The organism is Phyllobacterium sp. SL163 (genome assembly GCF_049896885.1).
GTDB lineage: Bacteria > Pseudomonadota > Alphaproteobacteria > Rhizobiales > Rhizobiaceae > Phyllobacterium > Phyllobacterium calauticae.
The window spans coordinates 415,606-436,605 of record NZ_JAFCVE010000004.1 but is presented as its reverse complement, the minus strand read 5'-3'; the positions used below and the strand labels follow the sequence as shown (position 1 = coordinate 436,605).

The following is a 21,000-nucleotide window of genomic DNA, read 5'->3' as shown; positions in this document are numbered from 1 at the left end:
TCTTATGAACTTGGTTGGGCGGTTTCGCCGGTCACGCGCGGAGCCATGAATTTTCCGGCGGCATAGCGAAAGCCGACATGGGTGAGAAGGGCGACGAGGGCAAAGAACGAGATCGCCGCAATGAGGAAGAATGCGTCGTTATAGGCAAGGATATTGGCTTCACGCGTCGTCTGCAGCGACAGGAGCGCGATCCCTTCGGCATTGAGCAGTGCCTTGTCGGTGATGACCCGGCCATAGCCGTTCGCCAGTTGCGTGACACGCTGGGCGACGAGCGGGTCGGACAGGACGATATGTTCCGCCAGCACGTTGGAGTGGAATTTCTCGCGGATCGTGACGAAGCTGCCGAAGACGGCGGTTCCGAGCAATCCGCCGAGGCTTTGCGTCGCCAGGAATACGATGATGAAATTGAGGATATAGCTCGGCCCCCGTTTCAGGGCGGAGGTAAGGCCGGCCGACATGGCGGGCGGCAGGAAGATGGCCGTGGCCGCCGCGATCAGCGCCTGGCTCAGATACATGTTGTCGGGGCGCGTCAGGTTTGTCGCCTGGCTGTCCATGTAGGAACCGACGATCAGGAAGACCAGCGCCACCGCATGGATGGCAGGGCCGCGTTCCGGCTTCATCACCGCGGCGCAGCACAGGCCTGCCACGATCATCGACACCATCATCACCCCATAGAGCGCGGCGATCTGCTCGTTCAGCAAACCGAGGTTCTGGAAGAAATTGGTGGCAACGGTGGATTGCTCGGAAACGATCAGCCGGAACAGCAGGATCGTCCCTGCCAGATGCAGCATTTCCCGGCTGGCGATCCAGCGGATGTCGAGCAGGGGCTTTTCCCGGTTGAGTTCGATGACGACCGCCGTGGTGACCGTGATGACGGCAATGGCGAGAAGAATGCCGAGCCATGGCACTTCCGCCCACCAGTAGAGGCGCCCGGTCACGAGCACGACGGCGGTACAGCCAAAGCCGATGGCAATCAGCAGGTAGCTCACAATGTCGAGCTTTTCGATGACTTTGGCGCGCGGCACGGGTGTGAGCGGCAGCAGGTAGATCGTGGCGAAGGCGATGAAGGCAAGCGATATCTCGAACATGTAGAGACCCTGCCATTGGCCGAATTCCAGAAGGGTGGGCGACAGCAGCCGGGCGAGCGGCGAGGCGAGCGAGATGTTGGTGAGGACGAGGCACACGGCGACGGTGAGTTTGCGCGCCGGCGGAAAGGCCTCCAGCATGTAGAGGAAAGCGAGGCTCGACATGGGCGATGCGGCAACGCCGCTGAAAAAGCGGATGATGATGGCCGATTGCAGGTCGGTGACGAACAGGTGCATCAGCGAAACGAGAACGAAACCGGCAATGCTCAGTTCGGCAAAGTTGCGCAAGCCATACTGGTTGCGGATTTTGATCAGTGCGACGGAAAGGCTGACATTCGGCGCCATGTAGGCGGCGATCAGCCATGTGGTTTCGGTATTGGTTGCGCCGAGATAGCCCTGGATCTGCGCCACATTGGTGGCGATGAGGTTCATGCCCAGCCCTTGCGTGAGGGAGAGCAGCGTCGAGGCGGCGATATAGATGGCGGAGCGGTAGGGGCTGATGGCGGGTGGCGGGGCCGGCGGCGTTGCAGCGGGCAGCACCGCTTCCTCCGGCGGTTCCGGTTGCAGCTTCAGCGGGTCATACCCGACGAATTCTGCCTCGCGGATCATCCGTTCTGATCCTTGTCCATGTCGCCGATGTTGCGGTTGATGGCACGCATGACCTCAAGTCCGGCAACAAGTGCCGTCTCGTCCACGCCATTCAGAAACTCTGCGCGCAATTCCTGCGCCAGCTGGCTGACCTCGCTGGCCAGTTCCGCACCCAGCGGCGTCATGACGATCTGCTTGGCGCGGCGGTCGCCGTCCACGGAGCGCCGCTCGATAAAGCCCTGTTTTTCCAGGCCGTCGAGCAGCCGCACCATGGTGGGCGTTTCGATTTCCAATTCCTCCGCCAGATCCTTCTGGCTGAGGATTTCCATGCGGTCGAGCAGCATCATGGTCCGGGCGCGCGCAAAGGTAAGACCGCGCTGTTTGACCCGCGCATCGAACAATGTGCGGATCTTGCGGCTGACTTTCGAAAGCTCGTCAATATAGGTATCGCGGGGCGTCATCGGGGTCATATCATAGCCAGACAATAAGTAGTGTGCTAATTATTATCTGGCGATATAAACCCAATCCGTTTCATTTTCAAGATGGCGTGACGATTTTTGCCTGCGGTATCAACGCAAATCGAGCCGCAGCAATTCATCATCGTAGGATTGGCCGTCGATACGCAGGGCATCCTTTTCCAAGCCGAAAACCGTGAAGCCCAATCCGAGATAGAGCGTGCGGGCGGGCAGGTTGGCTGCCATGACCGTTGCGTGCAGTGTGTCGACGTGATCCCGGGCATGGCCGATGACCGCCAGTGTCAGCTTCCTGCCAAGATCGTGGCCGCGCCAGTCCGCATGAACGAAAACGCCCCACAAGAGGCCCTTGTGCTTCTGTTTGACCTTGGCCGTCGTCGCGAAGCCGGCCATGCCGACCAGTTCGGTCCCGGCAAAGGCACCGAACACGGCATTGGGCCTGCCGTCGAGCATGCGCTCAATCTCGGCGGGCGTGCGGCCGACCTCATCCTCGTAGCTCGAGCCAAAACTTTCCGGTGTGCTCTCAAGGCCATGCAGGCGCAGGGCCTGGAAGGCGGCGGCATCGTGCGCCGTCAGGACGCGAATCAAAGGGGTATGGGACATGCGGGGCACTCTGCTGGCGTGGGATCGGATAGGGCAAGTTTTGCAAAAGAACAGGCTTGGCACAACCCACCGGAAACGCCGGGATTACTGCCCATTTTGCGGCTCTCCGATGAAAAGTTAACCGAACTTTAAAACAAGACCCAACTTTGCCTCAATTGAGGTAAGATAACTGCGTGAGGGACGTATTTGGTTGAAACGGAGAGGGTATACCCATGAACAGCAAACTACTTATTTCACTTGGTATGGTTTCGCTTCTTGCACTGACCGCTTGCGGCAAGAAGGAAGAGGAAAAGAAGGCTCCGGCAGCGACCGAACAGCCTGCTGCAACACCGGCCAAGCCTGCCGCTCCGGCAACGCCGTCCACAACGCAGGCTCCGGCGACACCCGCAGCGCCAGCAGCGCCGATGAATGCGGCGGATACTCTGAAGAAGCTGAAAGAGCAGGCTGCGACCATGACGGCTGAGCAGAAACAGGCTGCTGTCGCCACCGCCCGCAAGGCTGCCGAAGATGCGGCCAAGGCTGCCGGCCAGACGGCCGACCAGATCAAGGCCGCTGCGGATGCTGCAGAAAAAGTCATGAAGGACACGCTCGGCGTTCAGTAAGAGCCGCTATCCCCGATAAGAATGGCCGGCTTCGCGCCGGCCATTGCATTTTGACAGGTGCGGCAACCGGTCTGCCCGGCTTGTTCCAGATGGCTCTCGCAATTGCGAAAGAATTTGAATAAAACAGTACCATGTCAATCTGGCGCCGTATCAGCGACTTCATTACCAGCACTGCCATCGATGCTTTCTCCAGCATCATCGAAGCCGTGCGCACGGCCTTCGAGGGAGACCCCGAAACCCGCAGGCGTGTCGCATTCTCCATCGCCATGATTGCGCTCTCGGCCAAAATGGCCAAGGCTGACGGTGTCGTCACCGAAGTCGAGGTCAAGGCATTTCACGAGATCTTCCATGTTCCGCCGCGCTACCAGGATCAGGTGACCCGGCTTTACAATCTCGCCAAGCAGGATGTGGCGGGTTACGAGACCTATGCGGCGCAACTGGCCTCCCTGTGCGGTACCGGCAAGCCGAACTGCAAGATGCTCGAAGATATTCTCGACGGCCTTTTCCACATCGCCAAGGCTGACGGCTCGCTGCATGACAAGGAACTGATCTTCTTGGGCACGGTCGCCGAGATTTTCGCGCTCGATGAAGACCAGTTCGACAGCATTCTGGCACGGCATGTCGGGCGGGGACAGGCGGACCCGTTTGTGGTTCTCGGTCTGGCGCGGGATGTCAGTTTCGAAGACGCCCGCAAGCGCTACAGGGCGCTGGTGCGGGAAAATCATCCGGACATGCTGATTGCCCGCGGCGTGCCGGAGGAATTCGTCGCTATTGCCAATCAGCGCATTGCCGCTATCAATGCGGCCTGGGAAAAAGTCGAAAAAGATTTGAAGGCATATGAACGCGTTTAAACCGGACCATTTACGCGCGGAAGTGCATCCCTCACCGAATTTTGGCCCGCGCAAGGACGGCAAGCATCCGTCCTATCTCGTCCTGCATTATACCGGCATGGAAACCGGGGAGGCGGCCGAGGGCTGGCTGACCAACCCGCAAAGCGAAGTTTCCGCCCATTACGTCGTGCACGAGGACGGGCGCGTCGTTCAGCTCGTGCCGGAAAGCCAGCGCGCCTGGCATGCCGGACAAAGCTACTGGAAGGGCGAGACGGATATCAATTCCCGCTCCATCGGCATCGAGATCGTCAATGGGGGACCGCTGCTGAATTTCCCCGATTTCGGCGATGCGCAGATCGACGCGGTGATTGACCTGTGCAAGGGGATTGTGTCGCGCCACAAGATGCGCCCGGAAAACGTGCTCGCCCACTCCGATATCGCGCCCGCACGCAAGATCGATCCCGGCGAAAAATTCCCGTGGCCGATCCTCTACAATGCTGGCGTGGGGCACTGGGTACAGCCATCGCCGGTTCGCGGCGGACGCTTCTTTTCCCTCGGCGACCAGGGTCAGCCGGTCGAGGCTTTGCAGAGCATGCTGGCGCTCTACGGCTATGATGTGCCTATCGACAGTGTGTTCGGACGGTCGACAGAATTAGGCATTTTAGCGTTCCAGCGCCATTTTCGCCCGGAAAAAGTCGACGGAGTCGCCGACATGTCAACCATCGAAACCCTGCATCGGGTACTTTCCGCACTTCCCGCGCTTCATGCTTAACTCCCTGTAAAAAAACGCTTTCCCGGCGTTTATTTGTGCACTGCAACCTATATATTTCAATGTGTTACACTTTGTTATTTGGCCGACCCATATTCGGCTGCATTGGACCGTCACATCCTTGGACATTGTTCCGGTAATGCCCTTTTAGATTTTTGGCGCGGAACGGGGTCCGGCAGTGCGCTCGTATTGCCCAAGCGATTTAGACGGAAAACGATGACAAAAAAATTTGGTATGATTCTCGCCCTTGTTGGGGCGACGGCCTTCTTTGGCGCAAATTCAGCATACAGCAGTCCGGCAGAGCCGACAAACCTGATGGACTACCTCAAGGCCAAGCGGGCCGCAGCGGAAAAGGATAAAGAAGGCGGGAAATCCGCCAAGACTGCCCAGACAGCAAGCAAGGGTAAAAAGAGCGTCGTAAAGACCCATTCCAGCAAGAAGACCCTGGCGTCATCTAAGCGTCCGGTTGTCGAAACCAAGGTCCGGCTCAGAACCAAGGTGCGCCACAGGAATCTCGCCAATGTCGACACGATGACAACGGGCAGCATCCCATCGGCCGCCGGATCGATGAAATATACGACGATCATCAATTCCTACGCCGCGTCCTACGGCGTCCCGGCCTCCCTCGCCAATGCCGTGGTCCGGGTGGAAAGCAACTACCGCGCCGACATGACCGGCAGCGCCGGCGAAATCGGCCTGATGCAGATCAAGCTCGAAACGGCGCGCGGCCTTGGCTACACCGGCACCCGCCAGGCGCTCTACAATCCCGAAACCAATATCCGTTGGGGCATGAAATATCTTGCCGGGGCGCACAAGCTCGGCAACGGCACGACCTGCGGCACCATCCTGCGCTACAATGCCGGTCATGGCGCAACGCGCATGAATCCGGTCTCGGCCAACTACTGCGCCAAGGTGAAAATGGAAATGGCTTCCAACTAAAACCGTTGGTGACCTATTCAAAGATGAAGGCCGGATAACCAATCCGGCCTTTTTCATTTGCGTTTTTGCTGCGAAACCCTTTTATACGCTTCGTCAGCTGGCCGGGCAGCCGCGCATGTCAGAAGCCGAAAGGCGGCATGTGAGGAAAGTCCGGGCTCCAGGGAAACACGGTGCCGGATAACGTCCGGCGGGGGCGACCCCAGGGAAAGTGCCACAGAAAGGAAACCGCCCCGTCTTTCGTTGCGCCGGATCATTGCCGGTTGGGCGCAAGGAATGACGGGGTAAGGGTGAAAGGGTGGGGTAAGAGCCCACCGCGTTGCTGGTAACAGGAACGGCAAGGTAAACCCCACCGGGAGCAAAACCGAATAGGGACGGCGTGTCAGGCGAAAGCCTGGCGATCAGTTTCCGGTCAGTCGTCCGGGTAGGTTGCAGGAGGCGGATGGCAACATCCGTCCAAGATGAATGGCTGCCGCGCCGGACGCAAGTCCGGCCATACAGAACCCGGCTTACAGGCCAGCTGACACTTCATCCTTCTTACGGTTGCACGCGACTGCAGATGCATCGTGCGTGGTTCGACAAGCTCACCATGAGGAAAGATGAGGATTGCAGGAAGCCAAGTTCTGCGATCTTTCCGATTGGGCTTGTCACCAAATCACTTGCCTCATGGTGCGCTTGTCGAACCACGCACCACGCCTCCGCAAAGGCTTCAATCGTGCCGCCCAACCGGTTTCCTAACCGTTCATTAAGCTTAATGAGCCATAAATTCAGAATCGCCGGAAGTGCGTCTGATTGCAGGCTTGCTCCCACCATGTGTTCTCTAATCCCATTGACGCCCATAGTGCCCCATGATATCGATTGGTTTCATCAGTAGCGTTCAGTCGACACGGTGTTTCCCGACATTGGATTTGGCATGCCAGGGCTTGCATTCGGCCCGTTCGGCCAATGCTTCCGCGGCTATTGATGGGGCTCCCAGGGGTGGAGCAGGGGTAGAAATGAAACAGGCCTTCGTGGCGGAAACGGCGGTGTTGCGTTTTGAACCGGTTCCTCGGACATGTGACGAACAGGATCGATGCGAAGGGACGGGTTTCCGTGCCGGCGCATTTCCGTTCGATCATCCAGCAGGCCGGCCACACGGAGCTGTACGCCCTGCGCTCCCTGCATCTTCCTGCCCTCGATGCGGGCGGACCGGATCTGCTGACGCGCTTCGACAAGCGGCTGGAGAGCGAGGATCCCTTCGCCGAAATGGCAGACGATATGTCTTTCTACCTGCATGCGGATGGCGGCTTTCTCAAGCTGGACGCGGATGGACGGATCACGGTGACGGATTTCCTGCGCGAGCATACGGGCATCACGACCGATGTGACCTTTGCGGGGGCGAACACGCATTTTCAGATGTGGCAGCCGGAGCAGTTCGAAACGCATCGGGCAAAGGTACGTCAACGCCTGATGGAGCGGCGGCGGCTGGAAAATCTGGACAATCAGACAGGAAACAGGTGATGGCGGGTGCGGGCGGTCAGGATGAAGCGCGCCACATACCCGTCCTGCTCGATGAAGTCATCGCCGCACTGAAGCCCGGTCCCGGTCAATTGATCATCGACGGCACGTTCGGTGCGGGCGGTTATACCCGCCGTATTCTTGATACCGGCGCGTCGGTGACGGCCATCGACCGCGATCCCTCGGCTATCGAAGCCGGGCGGGCGCTGGAAAAGGCCCATGCGGGCCGCCTCACGCTGGTGCAGGGCGCGTTTTCCACGTTGGATCAGGTTGCATTGCTGGGTGCTCCCGACGGCATCGTGCTGGACATCGGCGTGTCCTCCATGCAGATCGACGAGGCCGAGCGCGGCTTTTCCTTCCAGAAGGACGGTCCGCTCGACATGCGCATGTCAAGTTCAGGCCCAAGCGCCGCCGACGTGGTCAACCGCCTCAAGACGGGCGATCTTGCCCGCATCTTCAATTTCCTCGGCGAGGAGCGCCATGCCGGCCGCATCGCGCGCATGATCGAAAAGCGCCGCACCACCGAGCCTTTTCACCGCACCCGCGATCTGGCCAATGCCATCGAGGCGCTGGTTGGGCGCAATCCGAAGATTCCGATCCATCCGGCAACGCGCGTGTTCCAGGCACTGCGCATTTTCGTCAATGACGAACTGGGCGAACTCGTCCGCGCGCTGCATGCGGCCGAGCGGGCGCTCAAGCCGGGCGGCCGCCTGGTTGTCGTGACCTTCCATTCGCTCGAGGACCGCATCGTCAAGCGCTTCTTCAACGACCGCGCCGGTTCGAGCGGCGGTTCGCGCCATCTGCCGCAGGTGCAGGTGCGTCTGGCAAGCTTCACCCCCATCGGCAAGGGCGTGGTTGCGCCGACCGAGGCGGAGACGGAAAGCAATCCGCGTGCGCGCTCGGCCAAGCTGCGTGCGGCCATCCGCACCGAAAACCCGCCGCTGGCTGAAGATCATTCGATCTACGGCCTGCCCAATCTTCCGCATTTTCATGAAACGGCGAGGAGCTGATCCATGCTGCGCACCTTCGACATCATATTGATCGGGCTGATGATCGCAGCGGCCGGCATCACCTATAAAATCAAGCACGATGCTGAAAAGCAGATGACGGAAGTGCACAAGATCCAGCGGATGATCGCCGACGAGAAGGATACGATTGACCTCCTGAAGGCCGACTGGAGCCTGCTGACGCAGCCAAACCGCCTGCAGAAGCTGGTTGCCTCCTTCCAGGGGCAGCTCAACCTGCAGCCGGTCGAGGCGCAGCAGATCGCCAACATCAACGAGATTCCGAAAGCCAAGCCCGCCGCCGAAAAGATCGATGACGTCGCCAACCTCATCACCGAGGCCGATGCGGGGCCAGCCGTGAAAAAGACCGATACGATCAAGACCGGCAGCGTGCGCAGGGCAACCGTTGCGGCCGTCCCCGGCGCGAAACCGAAGGGGGCGGCGCATTAAGATGGGCATCTGGATCAAGCGGAAAACAGCGCAGCTGGAAAACGGAACGGCACCGGCATTCGAAATGGATGCGCGCAAGAAGAAGACGGGCAATCGCGCACGCAACCGCGTGATGATGGCCATGATCTGCTTTATCGGCATTTATGGCGTTATCAGCGGACGCCTGATTTTCTACGGGATGCAGGAGGATACCACCGGCTATAACGGTCCGACCGGCACCGTTCTAGCCTCGCGTCCGGATATTCTCGACCGTAACGGCGAAGTGCTGGCAACCGATATCAAGACCGCATCGCTCTATGCCGAGCCACGCAAGATCATCGATCCCGATGAAGCCTATGAGCTGCTGTCGACCGTCCTGCCGGATCTCAACTTCGAACAGACCTACAGCCGTCTGAAGAGCGGCGCAGGCTTTGCCTGGCTGAAGCGCGGCCTGACACCGCAGCAGAAGAGCCAGATCATGGCGCTGGGCATTCCCGGTATCGGCTTCCGCACGGAGAAATCACGCTTCTATCCCGGCGGCCCGACGGCGTCGCATATCCTTGGTCTCGTCAATATCGACAATCAGGGCATTGCCGGCATGGAGAAGTACATCGACTCACAGGGGCTGTCGGACCTGCGCGATGTCGGCCTTGCCGACGGGCGTTCGTTGGCGCCGGTGCGCCTGTCGATCGACCTGCGCGTCCAGCACGTGGTGCGCGACGTCGTGGTCAATGCGATGCAGAAGTACCGCGCCATTGCGGCGGGTGCCGTTGTTCTCAACGTCAACACCGGCGAAGTGATGGCTATGGCCTCGGCGCCGGATTTTGATCCGAACAACCCGTTCAATGCGCTCGACAAGGACCACCTCAACCGCATGTCGGCCGGTCTTTACGAGATGGGTTCGACGATCAAGAGCTTCACGACAGCCATGTCGCTCGACCATGGGGCAACACTGAACACCACCTATGATGCGACGCGCCCGATCACCATCGGCCGCCAGACGATCCACGATTTCCACGGCAAGGCGCGTGTGCTGACCCTGCCGGAAGTCTTCGTTTTCTCCTCCAACATCGGCTCGGCACGGGAAGCCGATGCGGTGGGCATCGAAAATCACCGGGCGTTCCTGACGCGTCTCGGCCTGCTCGATCCGATGAAGACGGAACTGCCCGAGGTCGCCAAGCCCTATTCGCCGAAAGTGTGGAAGAAGGTGAATTCGATCACGATCTCCTTCGGCCACGGCATGGCCACGACACCGCTGCAGACGGCGGTCGGCGCCGCGGCGCTGGTCAATGGCGGCCGGCTGATCGAACCGACCTTCCTGCCGCGCACGCTGGAACAGGCACAGACCATGGCCGAACAGGTCATCAAGCCGAAAACCAGCGATGACATGCGATATCTCTACAAGCTCAACGGCGATACCGGCTCGGGCCGCAACGCCAACGTCAAGGGCTACCGCGTCGGCGGCAAGACGGGTACGGCGGACAAGGTCGTCAATGGCCGCTATGCCAAGGATCTGCGGTTCAACGCCTTCGTGGCGGCCTTTCCGATCGAAAAACCGGAATATGTCGTTTTGACCATTATCGACGAACCAAAGCCTGCCGAAGGGCAGAGCAGCGGTATCGCAGCCTTCAACGCGGCACCCATGGTGGCGGAAATTATCCGCAGATCCGCATCGTTTCTTGGGGTAAAGCCCGATTTCGGCCAACAAGTCGCGCCATTGCAGGTTTCCTACGACAGTGATGAGTAAAGCAGATTCGGTCATGAAACTGAAAGAATTGAACGGCATACCTGCCCTGGCAATCTCCGAATTCGGGGAAACGACGATCAATGGCCTGACTTCCGATTCGCGTGAGGTCAAGCCCGGCTTCCTCTTCGCGGCCCTGAAAGGCTCGAAGGCGGACGGCAGCGTTTATGCCGCCGATGCAGCAAAACGCGGCGCTGCGATCATCGTTGCCGCCAGCGATTCCAAGCTGAGCAACGTCTCCGCCCCGATCATCTATGTGGACGATCCGCGCCGTGCGCTCGCGCTTGCGGCTGCCAGCTTCTACCGGGTGCAGCCGGATGTGATGGTCGCCATCACCGGCACCAGCGGCAAGACATCGGTGGCATCCTTCACCCGCCAGATCTGGGCCAATGCCGGTTTCGCCTCGGCCAGCATCGGCACGACAGGCGTGGTTTCGCCGACGCGCAATGATTACGGTTCGCTGACCACGCCCGACCCCGTCGAGCTGCACAAGCTGCTGAGCGAGCTGGTGGAAGAGGGTGTCACCCATGCGGCCATGGAAGCCTCGTCGCATGGCCTTGACCAGCGCCGCCTCGATGGTGTGAAGCTGTCGGCCGGTGCTTTCACCAATCTTGGCCGTGACCACATGGATTATCATCCGACGGTCGAGGAATATCACGCCGCCAAACTGCGTCTGTTCAGGGAACTGCTGCCGAAGGGCGCGCCCGCCGTCATTTTCGCTGACGATCCCTTTTCCAAGCCGACCATTGCGGCGGCCACCGAAGCCGGTTGCAAGGTTCTGACGGTCGGCCGCAAGGGCGAATTCATCACGCTGAAGCGTGTCGAGCATGAGCGGTTCCGCCAGCATGTGGAAGTGCAGATTGCCGGCGAAATCTTTGAGATCACCCTGCCGCTGGCAGGAGATTTCCAGGTGGCCAATGGTCTTGTGGCCGCAGGGCTTGCCATTGCCACCGGAGTTCCCGCGGCCGCCGCCATGCGCGGCCTTGAGCGGCTGAAGGGCGCGCCGGGACGGCTCGATCTCGTCGGTGCGACGGAAGAGGGGGCGCCCGCCTATGTCGATTACGCCCACAAGCCCGATGCGCTGGAAAACGTGCTCACCTCGGTCCGTCCCTTCACGACAGGGCGCGTCATTGTGGTGTTCGGCTGCGGCGGCGACCGCGATAAGGGCAAGCGCCCGATGATGGGCGAAATCGCCACCCGCCTTGCCGATGTCGTCATTGTGACCGACGACAATCCGCGCTCGGAAGTTCCCGCCACCATCCGCGCTGAAATTCTCGCCGCCGCTCCCGGCGCGCAGGAGATCGGCGACCGGCATGAGGCGATCCGCGTGGCGGTTGCCATGATGAAATCCGGCGATACGCTGATTGTCGCGGGCAAGGGCCACGAAGAAGGCCAGACCGTCGGCACCGTCGTGCTGCCGTTCTCCGATCACACGGAAGTCGCCCAGGCCCTGAAGGACCGTCTGGCCCGGGAGCGCAATCCATGAGTCTGCTCTGGACCTCCGAAGCCATGATTGAGGCCATGAACGGCCGTCCGGTTGGCGCGCTGCCCGAAGGCATTACCGGGATTTCCATCGATACGCGCACCCTGCGCAAGGGTGAGGCGTTCTTCGCCATCAAGGGCGATGCGCTCGACGGGCATGATTTTGCCACGGCGGCGGTGGCCGCCGGTGCGGCGCTGCTCGTGGTTGCGGAAGTGAAGCTGCCTGCGCTCGGCAAACTCAAGACCCCGATGATCGTGGTCGATGACGTGCTGGCAGCCATGACGCGGCTCGGCCTTGCGGCGCGCGAACGCTCCCATGCCCAGATCATCGCCGTGACCGGCTCCGTCGGCAAGACGACCACCAAGGAAGCGCTGCGGCACGTCCTGGCGGATTCGGGCAAGGTGCATGCATCGGTTGCCTCGTTCAACAATCACTGGGGTGTGCCGCTGACGCTCGCCCGCATGCCCGAGGACACGGATTACGGTGTTTTTGAAATCGGCATGAACCATGCGGACGAGATTCGCCCCCTGGTGAAAATGGTTCGCCCGCACGTGGCAATCGTCACGCTGATCGCTCCGGCGCATCTTGGACATTTCAAGAACCTGCAGGAAATCGCGACGGCAAAAGCCGAGATTTTTGAAGGGCTTGTACCCGGCGGCTATGCCTTGCTCAATCGCGACGACAAGCACTACAAGCTTCTGGAAACGCTGGCGCGCAATGCCGGTGTCGAGCACATCAAGAGTTTTGGTGAGAATGCCCGGGCGGATTACCGCCTGCGCGCGCTCAAGCTGCACGATGCCTGCTCCTGCATGACCGTGCGGCTTGCCGGTTCCGAAGCCGTCGTCAAGGTCGGCGCTCCGGGCAGGCATATCGTGCAGAACGTTCTGGCAGTGCTCGGCGCGGCGCATCTGACCGGCGCCGACATGACCAAGGTCACGCTGGCGCTGGCATCGCTGCGGCCGGAAAGCGGGCGCGGTGCGCGCCATCTGCTCGAAATCGGCAACGGCACGTTCACGCTGATCGATGAGAGCTACAACGCCAATCCGGCTTCGGTGCGCGCGTCGATAGAGCTTCTGGCTGCCGCCGTGCCCACGGGTAAGGGGCGCCGCATTGCCGTGCTCGGCGACATGCTGGAACTCGGCAAGCAGGCGCCGAAGCTGCATGCGGACCTGGCGCCGGTCATCACGGCCAATCATATCAACATGGTTTTTCTTGGCGGACCTGAAATGGCGGCGCTTAAAGCCGCCTTGCCGGTTGAATTTCACGCCGAATACAGGCAGAGCGTCGACGAATTGCAGTCAAATCTGCTGAACACGATCAGGGCCGGTGATGTGATCATGATCAAATCATCGAAAGGAATCGGTTTTGTCCGGATCGTCAAGGCAATCCTACAGAAGTACAACGCCGTGGAGCCCGCCGGTCCTGCCGAGTGAGCTTACGGGATGGGGACATAGTCTATGCTTTATTATCTGGCCGGTCTGGCGGAACATATCCAATTTCTGAACGTGTTCCGCTACATCACGTTCAGGACCGGCGGCGCGCTGATCACCTCGGCGCTGATCGTGTTTCTGTTCGGTCCCCGCATCATCGACTCCCTGCGTGTCCGGCAGGGTCGCGGCCAGCCGATCCGTGCGGACGGCCCGCAAACCCACTTCAAGAAGGCCGGAACGCCGACCATGGGCGGCCTGATGATCATGACCGGTATCCTGATCTCGTCGCTGCTCTGGGCCAACTGGTCCAACATCTATGTCTGGGTCGTGCTTCTGGTTGCCGTGAGCTTCGGGGCCATCGGCTTCTACGATGATTATCTCAAGGTCAGCAAACAGTCGTTCAAGGGCTTTTCAGCCCGCGCGCGCCTCGGCATCGAGTTTCTGGTCGCTGCGCTCGCCGGTCTTGCCATCATGTGGGCGGGGCAGGAACCGTTCTCTTCGTCCTTGACCTTCCCCTTTGCCAAGCAGCTGATCCTCAATCTCGGCATTTTCTTCGTTCCCTTTGCCGCCTTCGTCATGGTCGGCGCGGGCAATGCCGTCAATTTCACCGACGGTCTCGATGGCCTTGCCACCGTTCCGGTGATGATCGCCGCGGCCTCGTTCGGGGTGATCGCCTACCTCGCCGGTAATGCGATCTTTGCCGATTACCTGCAGATCCATTTCACACCCGGCACGGGTGAACTCGCCGTGGTTCTCGGCGCTGTCATCGGCGCGGGTCTCGGCTTTCTCTGGTTCAATGCACCGCCCGCCGCCATTTTCATGGGCGATACCGGATCGCTGGCGCTGGGCGGTCTCATCGGTGCCGTCGCCGTTGCCACCAAGCACGAAATCGTTCTGGCCATCATTGGCGGCGTCTTTGTCATGGAAGCCATGTCGGTCATCATCCAGGTTACCTCGTTCAAGCTGACGGGAAAACGCGTGTTCCTGATGGCGCCGATCCACCATCATTTCGAAAAGAAGGGCTGGACCGAGAGCCAGGTCGTGATCCGTTTCTGGATCATCGCCGTCATTCTCGCGCTGATCGGCCTTTCCACACTCAAGCTCAGATAAGGCCAGTTGCATGATCGCTGCCCACTCCATGCTGGACAAGACCGTCGCGCTCTTCGGGCTCGGCGGTTCGGGTATTGCGACGGCAAAGGCGATTGCCGCGGGCGGTGCGAAGGTCATCGCCTGGGACGACAATCCCGAAAGCGTTGCGCGGGCGCTGGCTGCCGGCATCGAAACCAGTGACCTGCGTCTCGTCGACTGGAAGCAGTTTTCCTCCTTCGTTCTGTCGCCCGGCGTGCCGCTGACCCATCCGCGTCCGCACTGGACGGTGGATCTCGCCCGCGCCGCAGGCGTTGAAATCATCGGCGACGTCGAACTCTTCGTGCGCGAGCGCAATCTGGCGCGAAAGAACAGCCCGTTCATCGCCATCACCGGCACCAACGGCAAGTCGACGACGACGGCGCTGATCGCCCATATCATCAGGGCGTCGGGCCGCGACATGCAGCTGGGCGGCAATATCGGCACCGCCGTCATGACGCTGGAGCCGCCAGCGGATGGCCGCCACTATGTCGTGGAATGCTCGTCCTACCAGATCGATCTGGCACCGTCGATCAATCCAACCGCCGGTATCCTTCTGAACCTGACGCCGGATCATCTCGACCGGCACGGCACCATGCAGCACTATGCCGAGATCAAGGAACGGCTGGTGGCGGGCAGCGAGACGGCGATTGTCGGTGTCGACGACAGTTTCTGCGCGGCGATTGCCGACCGGCTGGAGCGTGCCGGCAAACCGGTGATCCGCATCTCCAAGCGCCTGCCTATCCCGAACGGCTATTTCGCCGACGGGGCGACGCTGTATCTCGCTGAAAACGGCGCGAAAACTGCCGTCGCCTCGCTGCAGGGCATCGGGTCGCTGCGCGGCGAGCACAATGCGCAGAACGCGCTGGCAGCCTTTGCCGCCTGCCGTTCCGTCGGCCTCTCGGCGGATGAGATCAATGCGGGCCTCAAAACCTTTCCCGGCCTCGCGCATCGCATGGAGCAGGTGGCGCGGCAGGGCAGGACGCTGTTCGTCAACGATTCCAAGGCGACCAATGCGGATGCGGCCGCGCCCGCGCTGTCGTCCTTCCAGCGTATCTACTGGATTGCCGGCGGCCTGCCCAAGGAAGGCGGCATTGCCTCGCTGTCCGGCTTTTTCCCGCGTATCGCCAAGGCCTATCTGATCGGCGAGGCGGCACCGCAATTCGCGGCAACGCTGGGCGAGGCGGCGCCGTATGAAATTTCAGGCACGATCGCTGCCGCGGTGGAACATGCCGCGCGCGATGCGGCCGGCGACGGATCGCAGGAAGCTGTGGTTCTGCTGTCGCCCGCCTGTGCCAGTTTCGACCAGTTTCAGAATTTCGAGAAACGCGGCGAGGCCTTCCGCTCCGCCGTATTGGCGCTTGCGGGCGCATCACCTATCCAGGGAGCGAATTGATGGTAAGCCGCATTGACCGTGGACCCGTAGCCGACTGGTGGTGGACGATTGACCGTTTCCTTTTGGCAGCCTGCCTCAGCCTGATGGGCCTCGGCATCCTGCTTTCGTTTGCCGCAAGCCCCGCCGTTGCCGAGCGCATCGGCCTTGAGAGTTTTTACTTCGTCAAGCACCAGTCGATGTTCATGGTGCCTGCGGTGTTCGTCATGTTCGCCGTGTCGTTCATGGCGCCGCGCACCATCCGGCGCTTTGCCATCATCCTGCTCGGTCTTTCCATGCTGGCGATGGTTGGCGCCCTGTTCTTCGGCATCGAAGTCAAGGGCGCACGCCGCTGGGTGTCGCTGGCCGGCATCTCCATCCAGCCATCCGAATTCATGAAACCGGCTTTCGTCATTGTCTGCGCCTGGCTGTTTTCCGAGAATGAGCGGCGCAAGGATATCCCCGGCAACTTCTTCTCCATGGTGCTGTTCGGCGTTGTCGCGGCACTGCTGGTGGCACAGCCCGACCTTGGCCAGACCATTCTGACCGCCATCACCTGGGGCGCCATGTTCTTCATGGCCGGTGTGCCGTGGCTGTGGATCATCAGCCTTGGCGTTCTCGGCGTTGCCGGTTTCTTCGGCGCCTACACGATCTTCCCGCACGTGGCGGGCCGTATCGACCGTTTCATGACCGGCGAAGGCGATACGTTCCAGGTGGATGCCGGACGCGAGGCGATCATCCGTGGCGGCTGGCTCGGGCAGGGCCCGGGCGAAGGCACCATCAAGCGCATCATCCCTGACAGCCACACGGACTTCATCTTCTCGGTGACCGCCGAGGAGTATGGCATCGCGCTCTGCCTGCTGATCGTGCTGATCTTCGCCTTCATCGTCATTCGTGGCCTGTCGATCGCGCTGAAGGAGCGGGACGATTTCACCCGCCTTGCCGTCTCCGGCCTCGTCATCCTGTTCGGCTTCCAGTCGATCATCAATATTTCGGTGAACCTGCACCTGATGCCCGCAAAGGGCATGACGCTGCCGTTCATCTCCTATGGCGGCTCGTCGCTCATCTCGGTGGCCATTTCGACGGGACTGCTGCTGGCGCTGACAAGGCGCAGACCCGAGGGCAGGCGATCGGCGACGCTGGCAAACACGAAAACGCCGTCACTGGCCAACGCTATCTGAGGGACTGATGTCGAAGGGGATTATTGTTCTGTGTGCCGGGGGCACGGGCGGGCACCTGTTTCCGGCGGAAGCGCTGGCGCATGTGCTGATCGAACGCGGCTGGGATATCCATCTGGCGACCGATGACCGCGCCGAACGGTTCGCCGGGAGCTTTCCGGCCAAGGAAATCCATATGGTGCGCTCGGCCACCATCGGCGGGCGCAACCCGATTTCTCTCGTCCGCACCTTCTGGACGCTCTGGCAGGGCAATCTCGATTCCCGCAAACTGTTCCGGCGCCTGAAGCCGAAGCTGGTGGCGGGCTTCGGTGGCTATCCGACCCTGCCGCCGCTCTATGCGGCGACGGCGCTGAAAATCCCGACGCTCATCCACGAACAGAATGCCGTGATGGGCCGTGCCAACAAAGCGCTGGCTGCCCGCGTCAATGCCATTGCCGGCGGGTTCCTGCCGCAGGGCGAGGGCCCCTATGCCGGCAAGATCGTGGTGACGGGCAATCCCGTTCGCCCGGCCGTGCTGGCGGAAGTCGGCAACGCCTACAAGGCGTCGCAGGCGCACCAGCCGTTTCATTTTCTGGTGTTCGGCGGCAGTCAGGGCGCGTCATACTTTTCAACTGCCATTCCCGCTGCCATCCAGCTTCTGTCGCCGGAGGACCGGGCCCGTCTGGTGCTGACACAGCAGGCCCGCGCCGAGGACGAGGCGCAGGTGCGCTCCGCCTATCAGGCCATGGGCGTCAAGGCCGAGGTCGCGCCGTTCTTCAAGGATATGCCGCGGCGCATTTCCGATGCGCATTTCGTCATGTCGCGTTCCGGCGCCTCGACCGTGTCGGAAATCGCCGCCATCGGCCGCCCGGCTATTCTGGTTCCCTTCCCGCATGCGCTTGACCATGATCAGGCGGCCAATGCCGCTGCCTTGCAGGCCGCGGGGGGAGCCGATGTCATCAAGCAGTCGGAACTGTCGCCGGAGCGGATCGCCCATATCCTGACCAGCGCCATGCACGAACCGACGCGGCTGGCATTTATTGCGGAAAAAGCCCGCTCGACGGGCAAGCCGGACGCTGCAAGGTTGCTTGCCGACCTCACAGAGGCTATTGCATCCGGCCAATCCCTTGCGGTGAGATGAGTTCGCTATGACCTCGTCTCCTTCTGAAGTTTTCAAAAAAGGAGTGCGTCCATGAAGATGCCGCTCAACATCGGTCTTGTTCATTTCATCGGTATCGGCGGTATCGGCATGAGCGGCATTGCCGAAGTCCTGCACAATCTCGGCTACAAGGTCCAGGGTTCCGATCAAGCGGACAGCGCCAATGTGCAGCGTCTGCGTGACAAGGGGATCGAGGTCTTTGTCGGACACGATGCGGATAATCTCGGCGACGCCGAGGTTATCGTGGTGTCGACGGCGATCAAGAAGAGCAATCCGGAACTCGTTGCCGCGCGCGAAAAACTTTTGCCCATCGTGCGCCGCGCCGAAATGCTGGCCGAACTCATGCGCTTCCGTCAGGCGGTCGCCATTGGCGGTACGCACGGCAAGACCACGACCACCTCGATGGTGGCAACGCTGCTCGATGCGGGCAATCTCGATCCGACCGTCATCAATGGCGGCATCATCAATGCCTATGGCACCAATGCCCGCATGGGTGCGGGCGAATGGATGGTGGTGGAAGCCGACGAGAGCGACGGCACCTTCCTGAAGCTGCCTGCCGATATCGCCGTGGTCACCAATATCGATCCGGAGCATCTCGATCACTACGGCACGTTCGACCGGGTGCGCGAAGCCTTCCGGCAGTTCGTCGAGAACGTGCCGTTCTACGGCTTCGGCGTCATGTGCCTCGACCATCCGGAAGTGCAGTCGCTGGTGTCGCGCATCGAGGACCGCCGCGTCATCACCTATGGTGAAAACCCGCAAGCCGACGTGCGTTTCGTCAATCTCGTGGTCGATGGTCCGACCTCGCAGTTCGACGTGCAGATTGCCAAGCGCAAGACTGGCGAGACCACTGAGATCAAGGGCCTGCGGCTGCCGATGCCCGGCAGGCACAATGTGTCGAACGCGACAGCGGCGATTGCCGTGGCGCATGAACTCGGCATTTCCGCCGAGGACATCAAGAAGGGCCTGTCGTCTTTCGGCGGCGTGAAGCGGCGCTTTACCCATACCGGTTCGTGGAAGGGCGTCGATGTGTTCGACGATTACGGCCACCATCCGGTCGAGATCAAGGCCGTGCTGAAGGCGGCGCGCGATTCCGCCAAGGGCCGGGTGATCGCCATTGTCCAGCCGCATCGCTTTACCCGTCTGGCCAGCCTCTTTGACGAGTTTGCGGCGTGCTTCAATGATGCCGATACCGTGATCGTCGCGCCGGTCTATACCGCAGGTGAAGACCCGATCGAGGGCGTAACATCGGAAGCGCTGGTGTCCCGCATCAAGACGGCGGCACACCGCGACGCGCGGTATATCGCGGGTCCGCAGGACATCGCGCCCTTGATCGCCACCATCGCCAAGCCCGACGATTTCGTGGTTTTCCTGGGTGCCGGCAACATCACCCAATGGGCCTATGCCTTGCCAAAGGAGCTGGCTGCGCTTTAGATTTTGCGGTTGCGTGAGGCCGTGGTGCCTCACGATCGAACTGCTGGAAGGATATCATGTCTTCAAGGATTGACGGCGAGGCCCTGCTTGGCAAGCTGGGGGATCGTTTCTCGGGGCTGCGCGGGCGGCTGACGCCCAATATGGGCATGGAAAAGGTGACCTGGTTCCGCGCCGGCGGCCCGGCGGAAGTCATGTTCCAGCCCGCCGACGAGGAAGACCTCGCAGCCTTCCTGCAGGCCGTTCCCGAAGAATATCCCATCCTTGTCGTCGGCATCGGTTCCAACCTTCTGGTGCGCGACGGCGGCGTCCCCGGTTTTGTCGTGCGCCTCTCCGCCAAGGGCTTCGGCGAGGTCGAACGCGTCGGCGATACGCAGTTGCGGGCGGGTGCCGCGACCCCGGACAAGCGGCTTGCCGCGGCGGCGCTCGAGGCGAAGATCGCCGGCTTCCATTTTTACCACGGCATTCCCGGCGGGCTGGGCGGCGCGCTGCGCATGAACGCCGGTGCCAACGGGGTCGAGACGCGCGAGCGGGTGGTTGAGGTACGGGCACTCGACCGCAAAGGCAATGTGCATATCCTGTCCAATGCCGACATGGGTTATGCCTATCGCCATTGCGGCGCAGCCGGCGACCTGATCTTCACCTCCGCATTGCTGGAAGGAACACCCGGCGAAACCCATGCCATTCAGGCGGCGATGCATGCGGTGCAGCAGCACCGCGAGACCGTGCAGCCGATCCGCGAGAAGACCGGCGGCTCGACCTTCAAGAACCCGGAAGGCACATCCGCCTGGAAGGAAATCGACGCGGCGGGCGGTCGCGGCCTGATGATCGGCGGTGCACAGATGTCGCCGATGCACTGCAATTTCATGATCAATACCGGCACGGCCAGCGGTCATGACCTTGAAACCCTCGGCGAGACGATCCGCTCACTCGTGCTGCAAAACTCCGGCATCCATCTGCACTGGGAAATCAAGCGTCTGGGGCTTTTCCGTCCCGGCCAGGAAGTGCAGGAGTATATGGGGCAGCTTTTGTAGCAAAAACCGAAATTTTTTTACGTTGAATCAGAGGCGCGTTTGCCTCTGATTTTGTTTCCGAAATCGAATCGCAAACACTTTTTTTTACGCCAAATTTCATTGTTGAATCAAAGGGGACTTGTCACGGAATCAACTCTCTGATTCTTTAGGGGCAAGCGTTAACTGATTTGAGTCGGCTGATTTGGTCAGCCTCGGGTGCCTGCGGTCTTGATCGCCGGGCGTGCGGAGACTCATGTCGTTTTTCGGCTT

At 60.9% G+C, this 21,000-nt stretch carries 19 protein-coding genes and 1 other RNA gene; 17 read left to right on the top strand and 3 right to left on the bottom strand.

What is annotated here, in order from left to right; genetic code table 11:
• Positions 1–2: 2 nt before the first annotated feature.
• From ACP7B1_RS11875 to ACP7B1_RS11865, 3 genes are all read right to left on the bottom strand, one after another.
• Positions 3–1,694 (bottom strand): MFS transporter, encoded by a 1,692-nt coding sequence (locus ACP7B1_RS11875; protein ID WP_346308166.1) that lies wholly within the window; start codon positions 1,692–1,694, stop codon positions 3–5.
• Positions 1,691–2,134 (bottom strand): MarR family winged helix-turn-helix transcriptional regulator, encoded by a 444-nt coding sequence (locus ACP7B1_RS11870; protein WP_223612719.1) that lies wholly within the window; start codon positions 2,132–2,134, stop codon positions 1,691–1,693. The genes ACP7B1_RS11875 and ACP7B1_RS11870 overlap by 4 nt, the downstream gene beginning before the upstream one ends.
• 108 nt (positions 2,135–2,242) lie before the next feature.
• Entirely contained in the window at positions 2,243–2,749 is a 507-nt protein-coding gene (locus tag ACP7B1_RS11865; protein WP_346308165.1) for a GNAT family N-acetyltransferase, read from the bottom strand.
• Positions 2,750–2,961: 212 nt separating this feature from the next.
• On the opposite strand from ACP7B1_RS11865, the gene ACP7B1_RS11860 reads away from it, so the two are divergent.
• The 17 genes from ACP7B1_RS11860 to murB all read left to right on the top strand — a co-directional run bounded on the left by ACP7B1_RS11860 (position 2,962) and on the right by murB (position 20,751).
• Positions 2,962–3,351 carry a hypothetical protein gene (locus tag ACP7B1_RS11860; protein WP_288192394.1) on the top strand — a complete coding sequence of 130 codons (390 nt, stop codon included), beginning with the start codon at positions 2,962–2,964 and terminating at the stop codon, positions 3,349–3,351.
• Positions 3,352–3,482: 131 nt separating this feature from the next.
• A complete protein-coding gene (locus ACP7B1_RS11855; protein ID WP_346308164.1) occupies positions 3,483–4,202 on the top strand; it encodes a DnaJ family molecular chaperone in 720 nt (239 codons plus the stop codon).
• Complete coding sequence (locus tag ACP7B1_RS11850) at positions 4,189–4,953, top strand: N-acetylmuramoyl-L-alanine amidase (protein ID WP_346308163.1); 765 nt, start codon at positions 4,189–4,191, stop codon at positions 4,951–4,953. The genes ACP7B1_RS11855 and ACP7B1_RS11850 overlap by 14 nt, the downstream gene beginning before the upstream one ends.
• A gap of 213 nt (positions 4,954–5,166) precedes the next feature.
• The gene (locus ACP7B1_RS11845) at positions 5,167–5,889 is read left to right on the top strand and encodes a lytic transglycosylase domain-containing protein (protein ID WP_426136926.1); all 723 of its coding nucleotides are present in this window, start codon (positions 5,167–5,169) and stop codon (positions 5,887–5,889) included.
• Between the two features lie 93 nt (positions 5,890–5,982).
• An RNA gene (gene rnpB / locus ACP7B1_RS11840) (RNase P RNA component class A) lies at positions 5,983–6,414 on the top strand.
• 507 nt (positions 6,415–6,921) lie between these two features.
• Complete coding sequence (gene mraZ, locus ACP7B1_RS11835; RefSeq protein ID WP_346308161.1) at positions 6,922–7,386, top strand: division/cell wall cluster transcriptional repressor MraZ; 465 nt, start codon at positions 6,922–6,924, stop codon at positions 7,384–7,386.
• On the top strand, positions 7,386–8,393 hold the full coding sequence (rsmH, locus tag ACP7B1_RS11830) for a 16S rRNA (cytosine(1402)-N(4))-methyltransferase RsmH (protein WP_346308160.1): 1,008 nt from the start codon (positions 7,386–7,388) through the stop codon (positions 8,391–8,393). Before mraZ ends, rsmH begins: the two co-directional genes overlap by 1 nt.
• 3 nt (positions 8,394–8,396) lie before the next feature.
• Positions 8,397–8,837 carry a cell division protein FtsL gene (ftsL, locus tag ACP7B1_RS11825; RefSeq protein ID WP_288192400.1) on the top strand — a complete coding sequence of 147 codons (441 nt, stop codon included), beginning with the start codon at positions 8,397–8,399 and terminating at the stop codon, positions 8,835–8,837.
• Between the two features lie 64 nt (positions 8,838–8,901).
• On the top strand, positions 8,902–10,563 hold the full coding sequence (locus tag ACP7B1_RS11820; RefSeq protein WP_288192470.1) for a peptidoglycan D,D-transpeptidase FtsI family protein: 1,662 nt from the start codon (positions 8,902–8,904) through the stop codon (positions 10,561–10,563).
• 13 nt (positions 10,564–10,576) lie between these two features.
• Positions 10,577–12,046, top strand: coding sequence for a UDP-N-acetylmuramoyl-L-alanyl-D-glutamate--2,6-diaminopimelate ligase (locus ACP7B1_RS11815; RefSeq protein ID WP_403176960.1), 1,470 nt, complete (start codon positions 10,577–10,579; stop codon positions 12,044–12,046).
• On the top strand, positions 12,043–13,476 hold the full coding sequence (locus ACP7B1_RS11810) for a UDP-N-acetylmuramoylalanyl-D-glutamyl-2,6-diaminopimelate--D-alanyl-D-alanine ligase (RefSeq protein ID WP_223612729.1): 1,434 nt from the start codon (positions 12,043–12,045) through the stop codon (positions 13,474–13,476). Before ACP7B1_RS11815 ends, ACP7B1_RS11810 begins: the two co-directional genes overlap by 4 nt.
• 24 nt (positions 13,477–13,500) lie before the next feature.
• On the top strand, positions 13,501–14,583 hold the full coding sequence (mraY, locus tag ACP7B1_RS11805; RefSeq protein ID WP_105732193.1) for a phospho-N-acetylmuramoyl-pentapeptide-transferase: 1,083 nt from the start codon (positions 13,501–13,503) through the stop codon (positions 14,581–14,583).
• A 10-nt stretch (positions 14,584–14,593) separates the two neighbouring features.
• Positions 14,594–15,994, top strand: a complete 1,401-nt coding sequence (gene murD / locus ACP7B1_RS11800; protein ID WP_346308158.1) for a UDP-N-acetylmuramoyl-L-alanine--D-glutamate ligase — start codon at positions 14,594–14,596, stop codon at positions 15,992–15,994.
• Positions 15,994–17,151 carry a putative lipid II flippase FtsW gene (gene ftsW / locus ACP7B1_RS11795; protein ID WP_105732195.1) on the top strand — a complete coding sequence of 386 codons (1,158 nt, stop codon included), beginning with the start codon at positions 15,994–15,996 and terminating at the stop codon, positions 17,149–17,151. Before murD ends, ftsW begins: the two co-directional genes overlap by 1 nt.
• 7 nt (positions 17,152–17,158) lie before the next feature.
• The gene (murG, locus tag ACP7B1_RS11790; protein ID WP_426136925.1) at positions 17,159–18,268 is read left to right on the top strand and encodes an undecaprenyldiphospho-muramoylpentapeptide beta-N-acetylglucosaminyltransferase; all 1,110 of its coding nucleotides are present in this window, start codon (positions 17,159–17,161) and stop codon (positions 18,266–18,268) included.
• A 51-nt stretch (positions 18,269–18,319) separates the two neighbouring features.
• A complete protein-coding gene (murC, locus tag ACP7B1_RS11785; RefSeq protein WP_346308156.1) occupies positions 18,320–19,720 on the top strand; it encodes a UDP-N-acetylmuramate--L-alanine ligase in 1,401 nt (466 codons plus the stop codon).
• Between the two features lie 56 nt (positions 19,721–19,776).
• The gene (gene murB, locus ACP7B1_RS11780; protein ID WP_346308155.1) at positions 19,777–20,751 is read left to right on the top strand and encodes a UDP-N-acetylmuramate dehydrogenase; all 975 of its coding nucleotides are present in this window, start codon (positions 19,777–19,779) and stop codon (positions 20,749–20,751) included.
• Positions 20,752–21,000: the final 249 nt, after the last annotated feature.

What these genes read in the sequence shown, in the direction of transcription:
- ACP7B1_RS11875 (WP_346308166.1), bottom strand. Translation starts at nt 1,694, where the DNA reads ATGATCCGCGAGGCAGAATTCGTCGGGTATGACCCGCTGAAGCTGCAA.
- ACP7B1_RS11870 (WP_223612719.1), bottom strand. Translation starts at nt 2,134, where the DNA reads ATGACGCCCCGCGATACCTATATTGACGAGCTTTCGAAAGTCAGCCGC.
- ACP7B1_RS11865 (WP_346308165.1), bottom strand. Translation starts at nt 2,749, where the DNA reads ATGTCCCATACCCCTTTGATTCGCGTCCTGACGGCGCACGATGCCGCC.
- ACP7B1_RS11860 (WP_288192394.1), top strand. Translation starts at nt 2,962, where the DNA reads ATGAACAGCAAACTACTTATTTCACTTGGTATGGTTTCGCTTCTTGCA.
- ACP7B1_RS11855 (WP_346308164.1), top strand. Translation starts at nt 3,483, where the DNA reads ATGTCAATCTGGCGCCGTATCAGCGACTTCATTACCAGCACTGCCATC.
- ACP7B1_RS11850 (WP_346308163.1), top strand. Translation starts at nt 4,189, where the DNA reads ATGAACGCGTTTAAACCGGACCATTTACGCGCGGAAGTGCATCCCTCA.
- ACP7B1_RS11845 (WP_426136926.1), top strand. Translation starts at nt 5,167, where the DNA reads ATGACAAAAAAATTTGGTATGATTCTCGCCCTTGTTGGGGCGACGGCC.
- rsmH (WP_346308160.1), top strand. Translation starts at nt 7,386, where the DNA reads ATGGCGGGTGCGGGCGGTCAGGATGAAGCGCGCCACATACCCGTCCTG.
- ftsL (WP_288192400.1), top strand. Translation starts at nt 8,397, where the DNA reads ATGCTGCGCACCTTCGACATCATATTGATCGGGCTGATGATCGCAGCG.
- ACP7B1_RS11820 (WP_288192470.1), top strand. Translation starts at nt 8,902, where the DNA reads ATGGATGCGCGCAAGAAGAAGACGGGCAATCGCGCACGCAACCGCGTG.
- ACP7B1_RS11815 (WP_403176960.1), top strand. Translation starts at nt 10,577, where the DNA reads ATGAAACTGAAAGAATTGAACGGCATACCTGCCCTGGCAATCTCCGAA.
- ACP7B1_RS11810 (WP_223612729.1), top strand. Translation starts at nt 12,043, where the DNA reads ATGAGTCTGCTCTGGACCTCCGAAGCCATGATTGAGGCCATGAACGGC.
- mraY (WP_105732193.1), top strand. Translation starts at nt 13,501, where the DNA reads ATGCTTTATTATCTGGCCGGTCTGGCGGAACATATCCAATTTCTGAAC.
- murD (WP_346308158.1), top strand. Translation starts at nt 14,594, where the DNA reads ATGATCGCTGCCCACTCCATGCTGGACAAGACCGTCGCGCTCTTCGGG.
- ftsW (WP_105732195.1), top strand. Translation starts at nt 15,994, where the DNA reads ATGGTAAGCCGCATTGACCGTGGACCCGTAGCCGACTGGTGGTGGACG.
- murG (WP_426136925.1), top strand. Translation starts at nt 17,159, where the DNA reads ATGTCGAAGGGGATTATTGTTCTGTGTGCCGGGGGCACGGGCGGGCAC.
- murC (WP_346308156.1), top strand. Translation starts at nt 18,320, where the DNA reads ATGAAGATGCCGCTCAACATCGGTCTTGTTCATTTCATCGGTATCGGC.
- murB (WP_346308155.1), top strand. Translation starts at nt 19,777, where the DNA reads ATGTCTTCAAGGATTGACGGCGAGGCCCTGCTTGGCAAGCTGGGGGAT.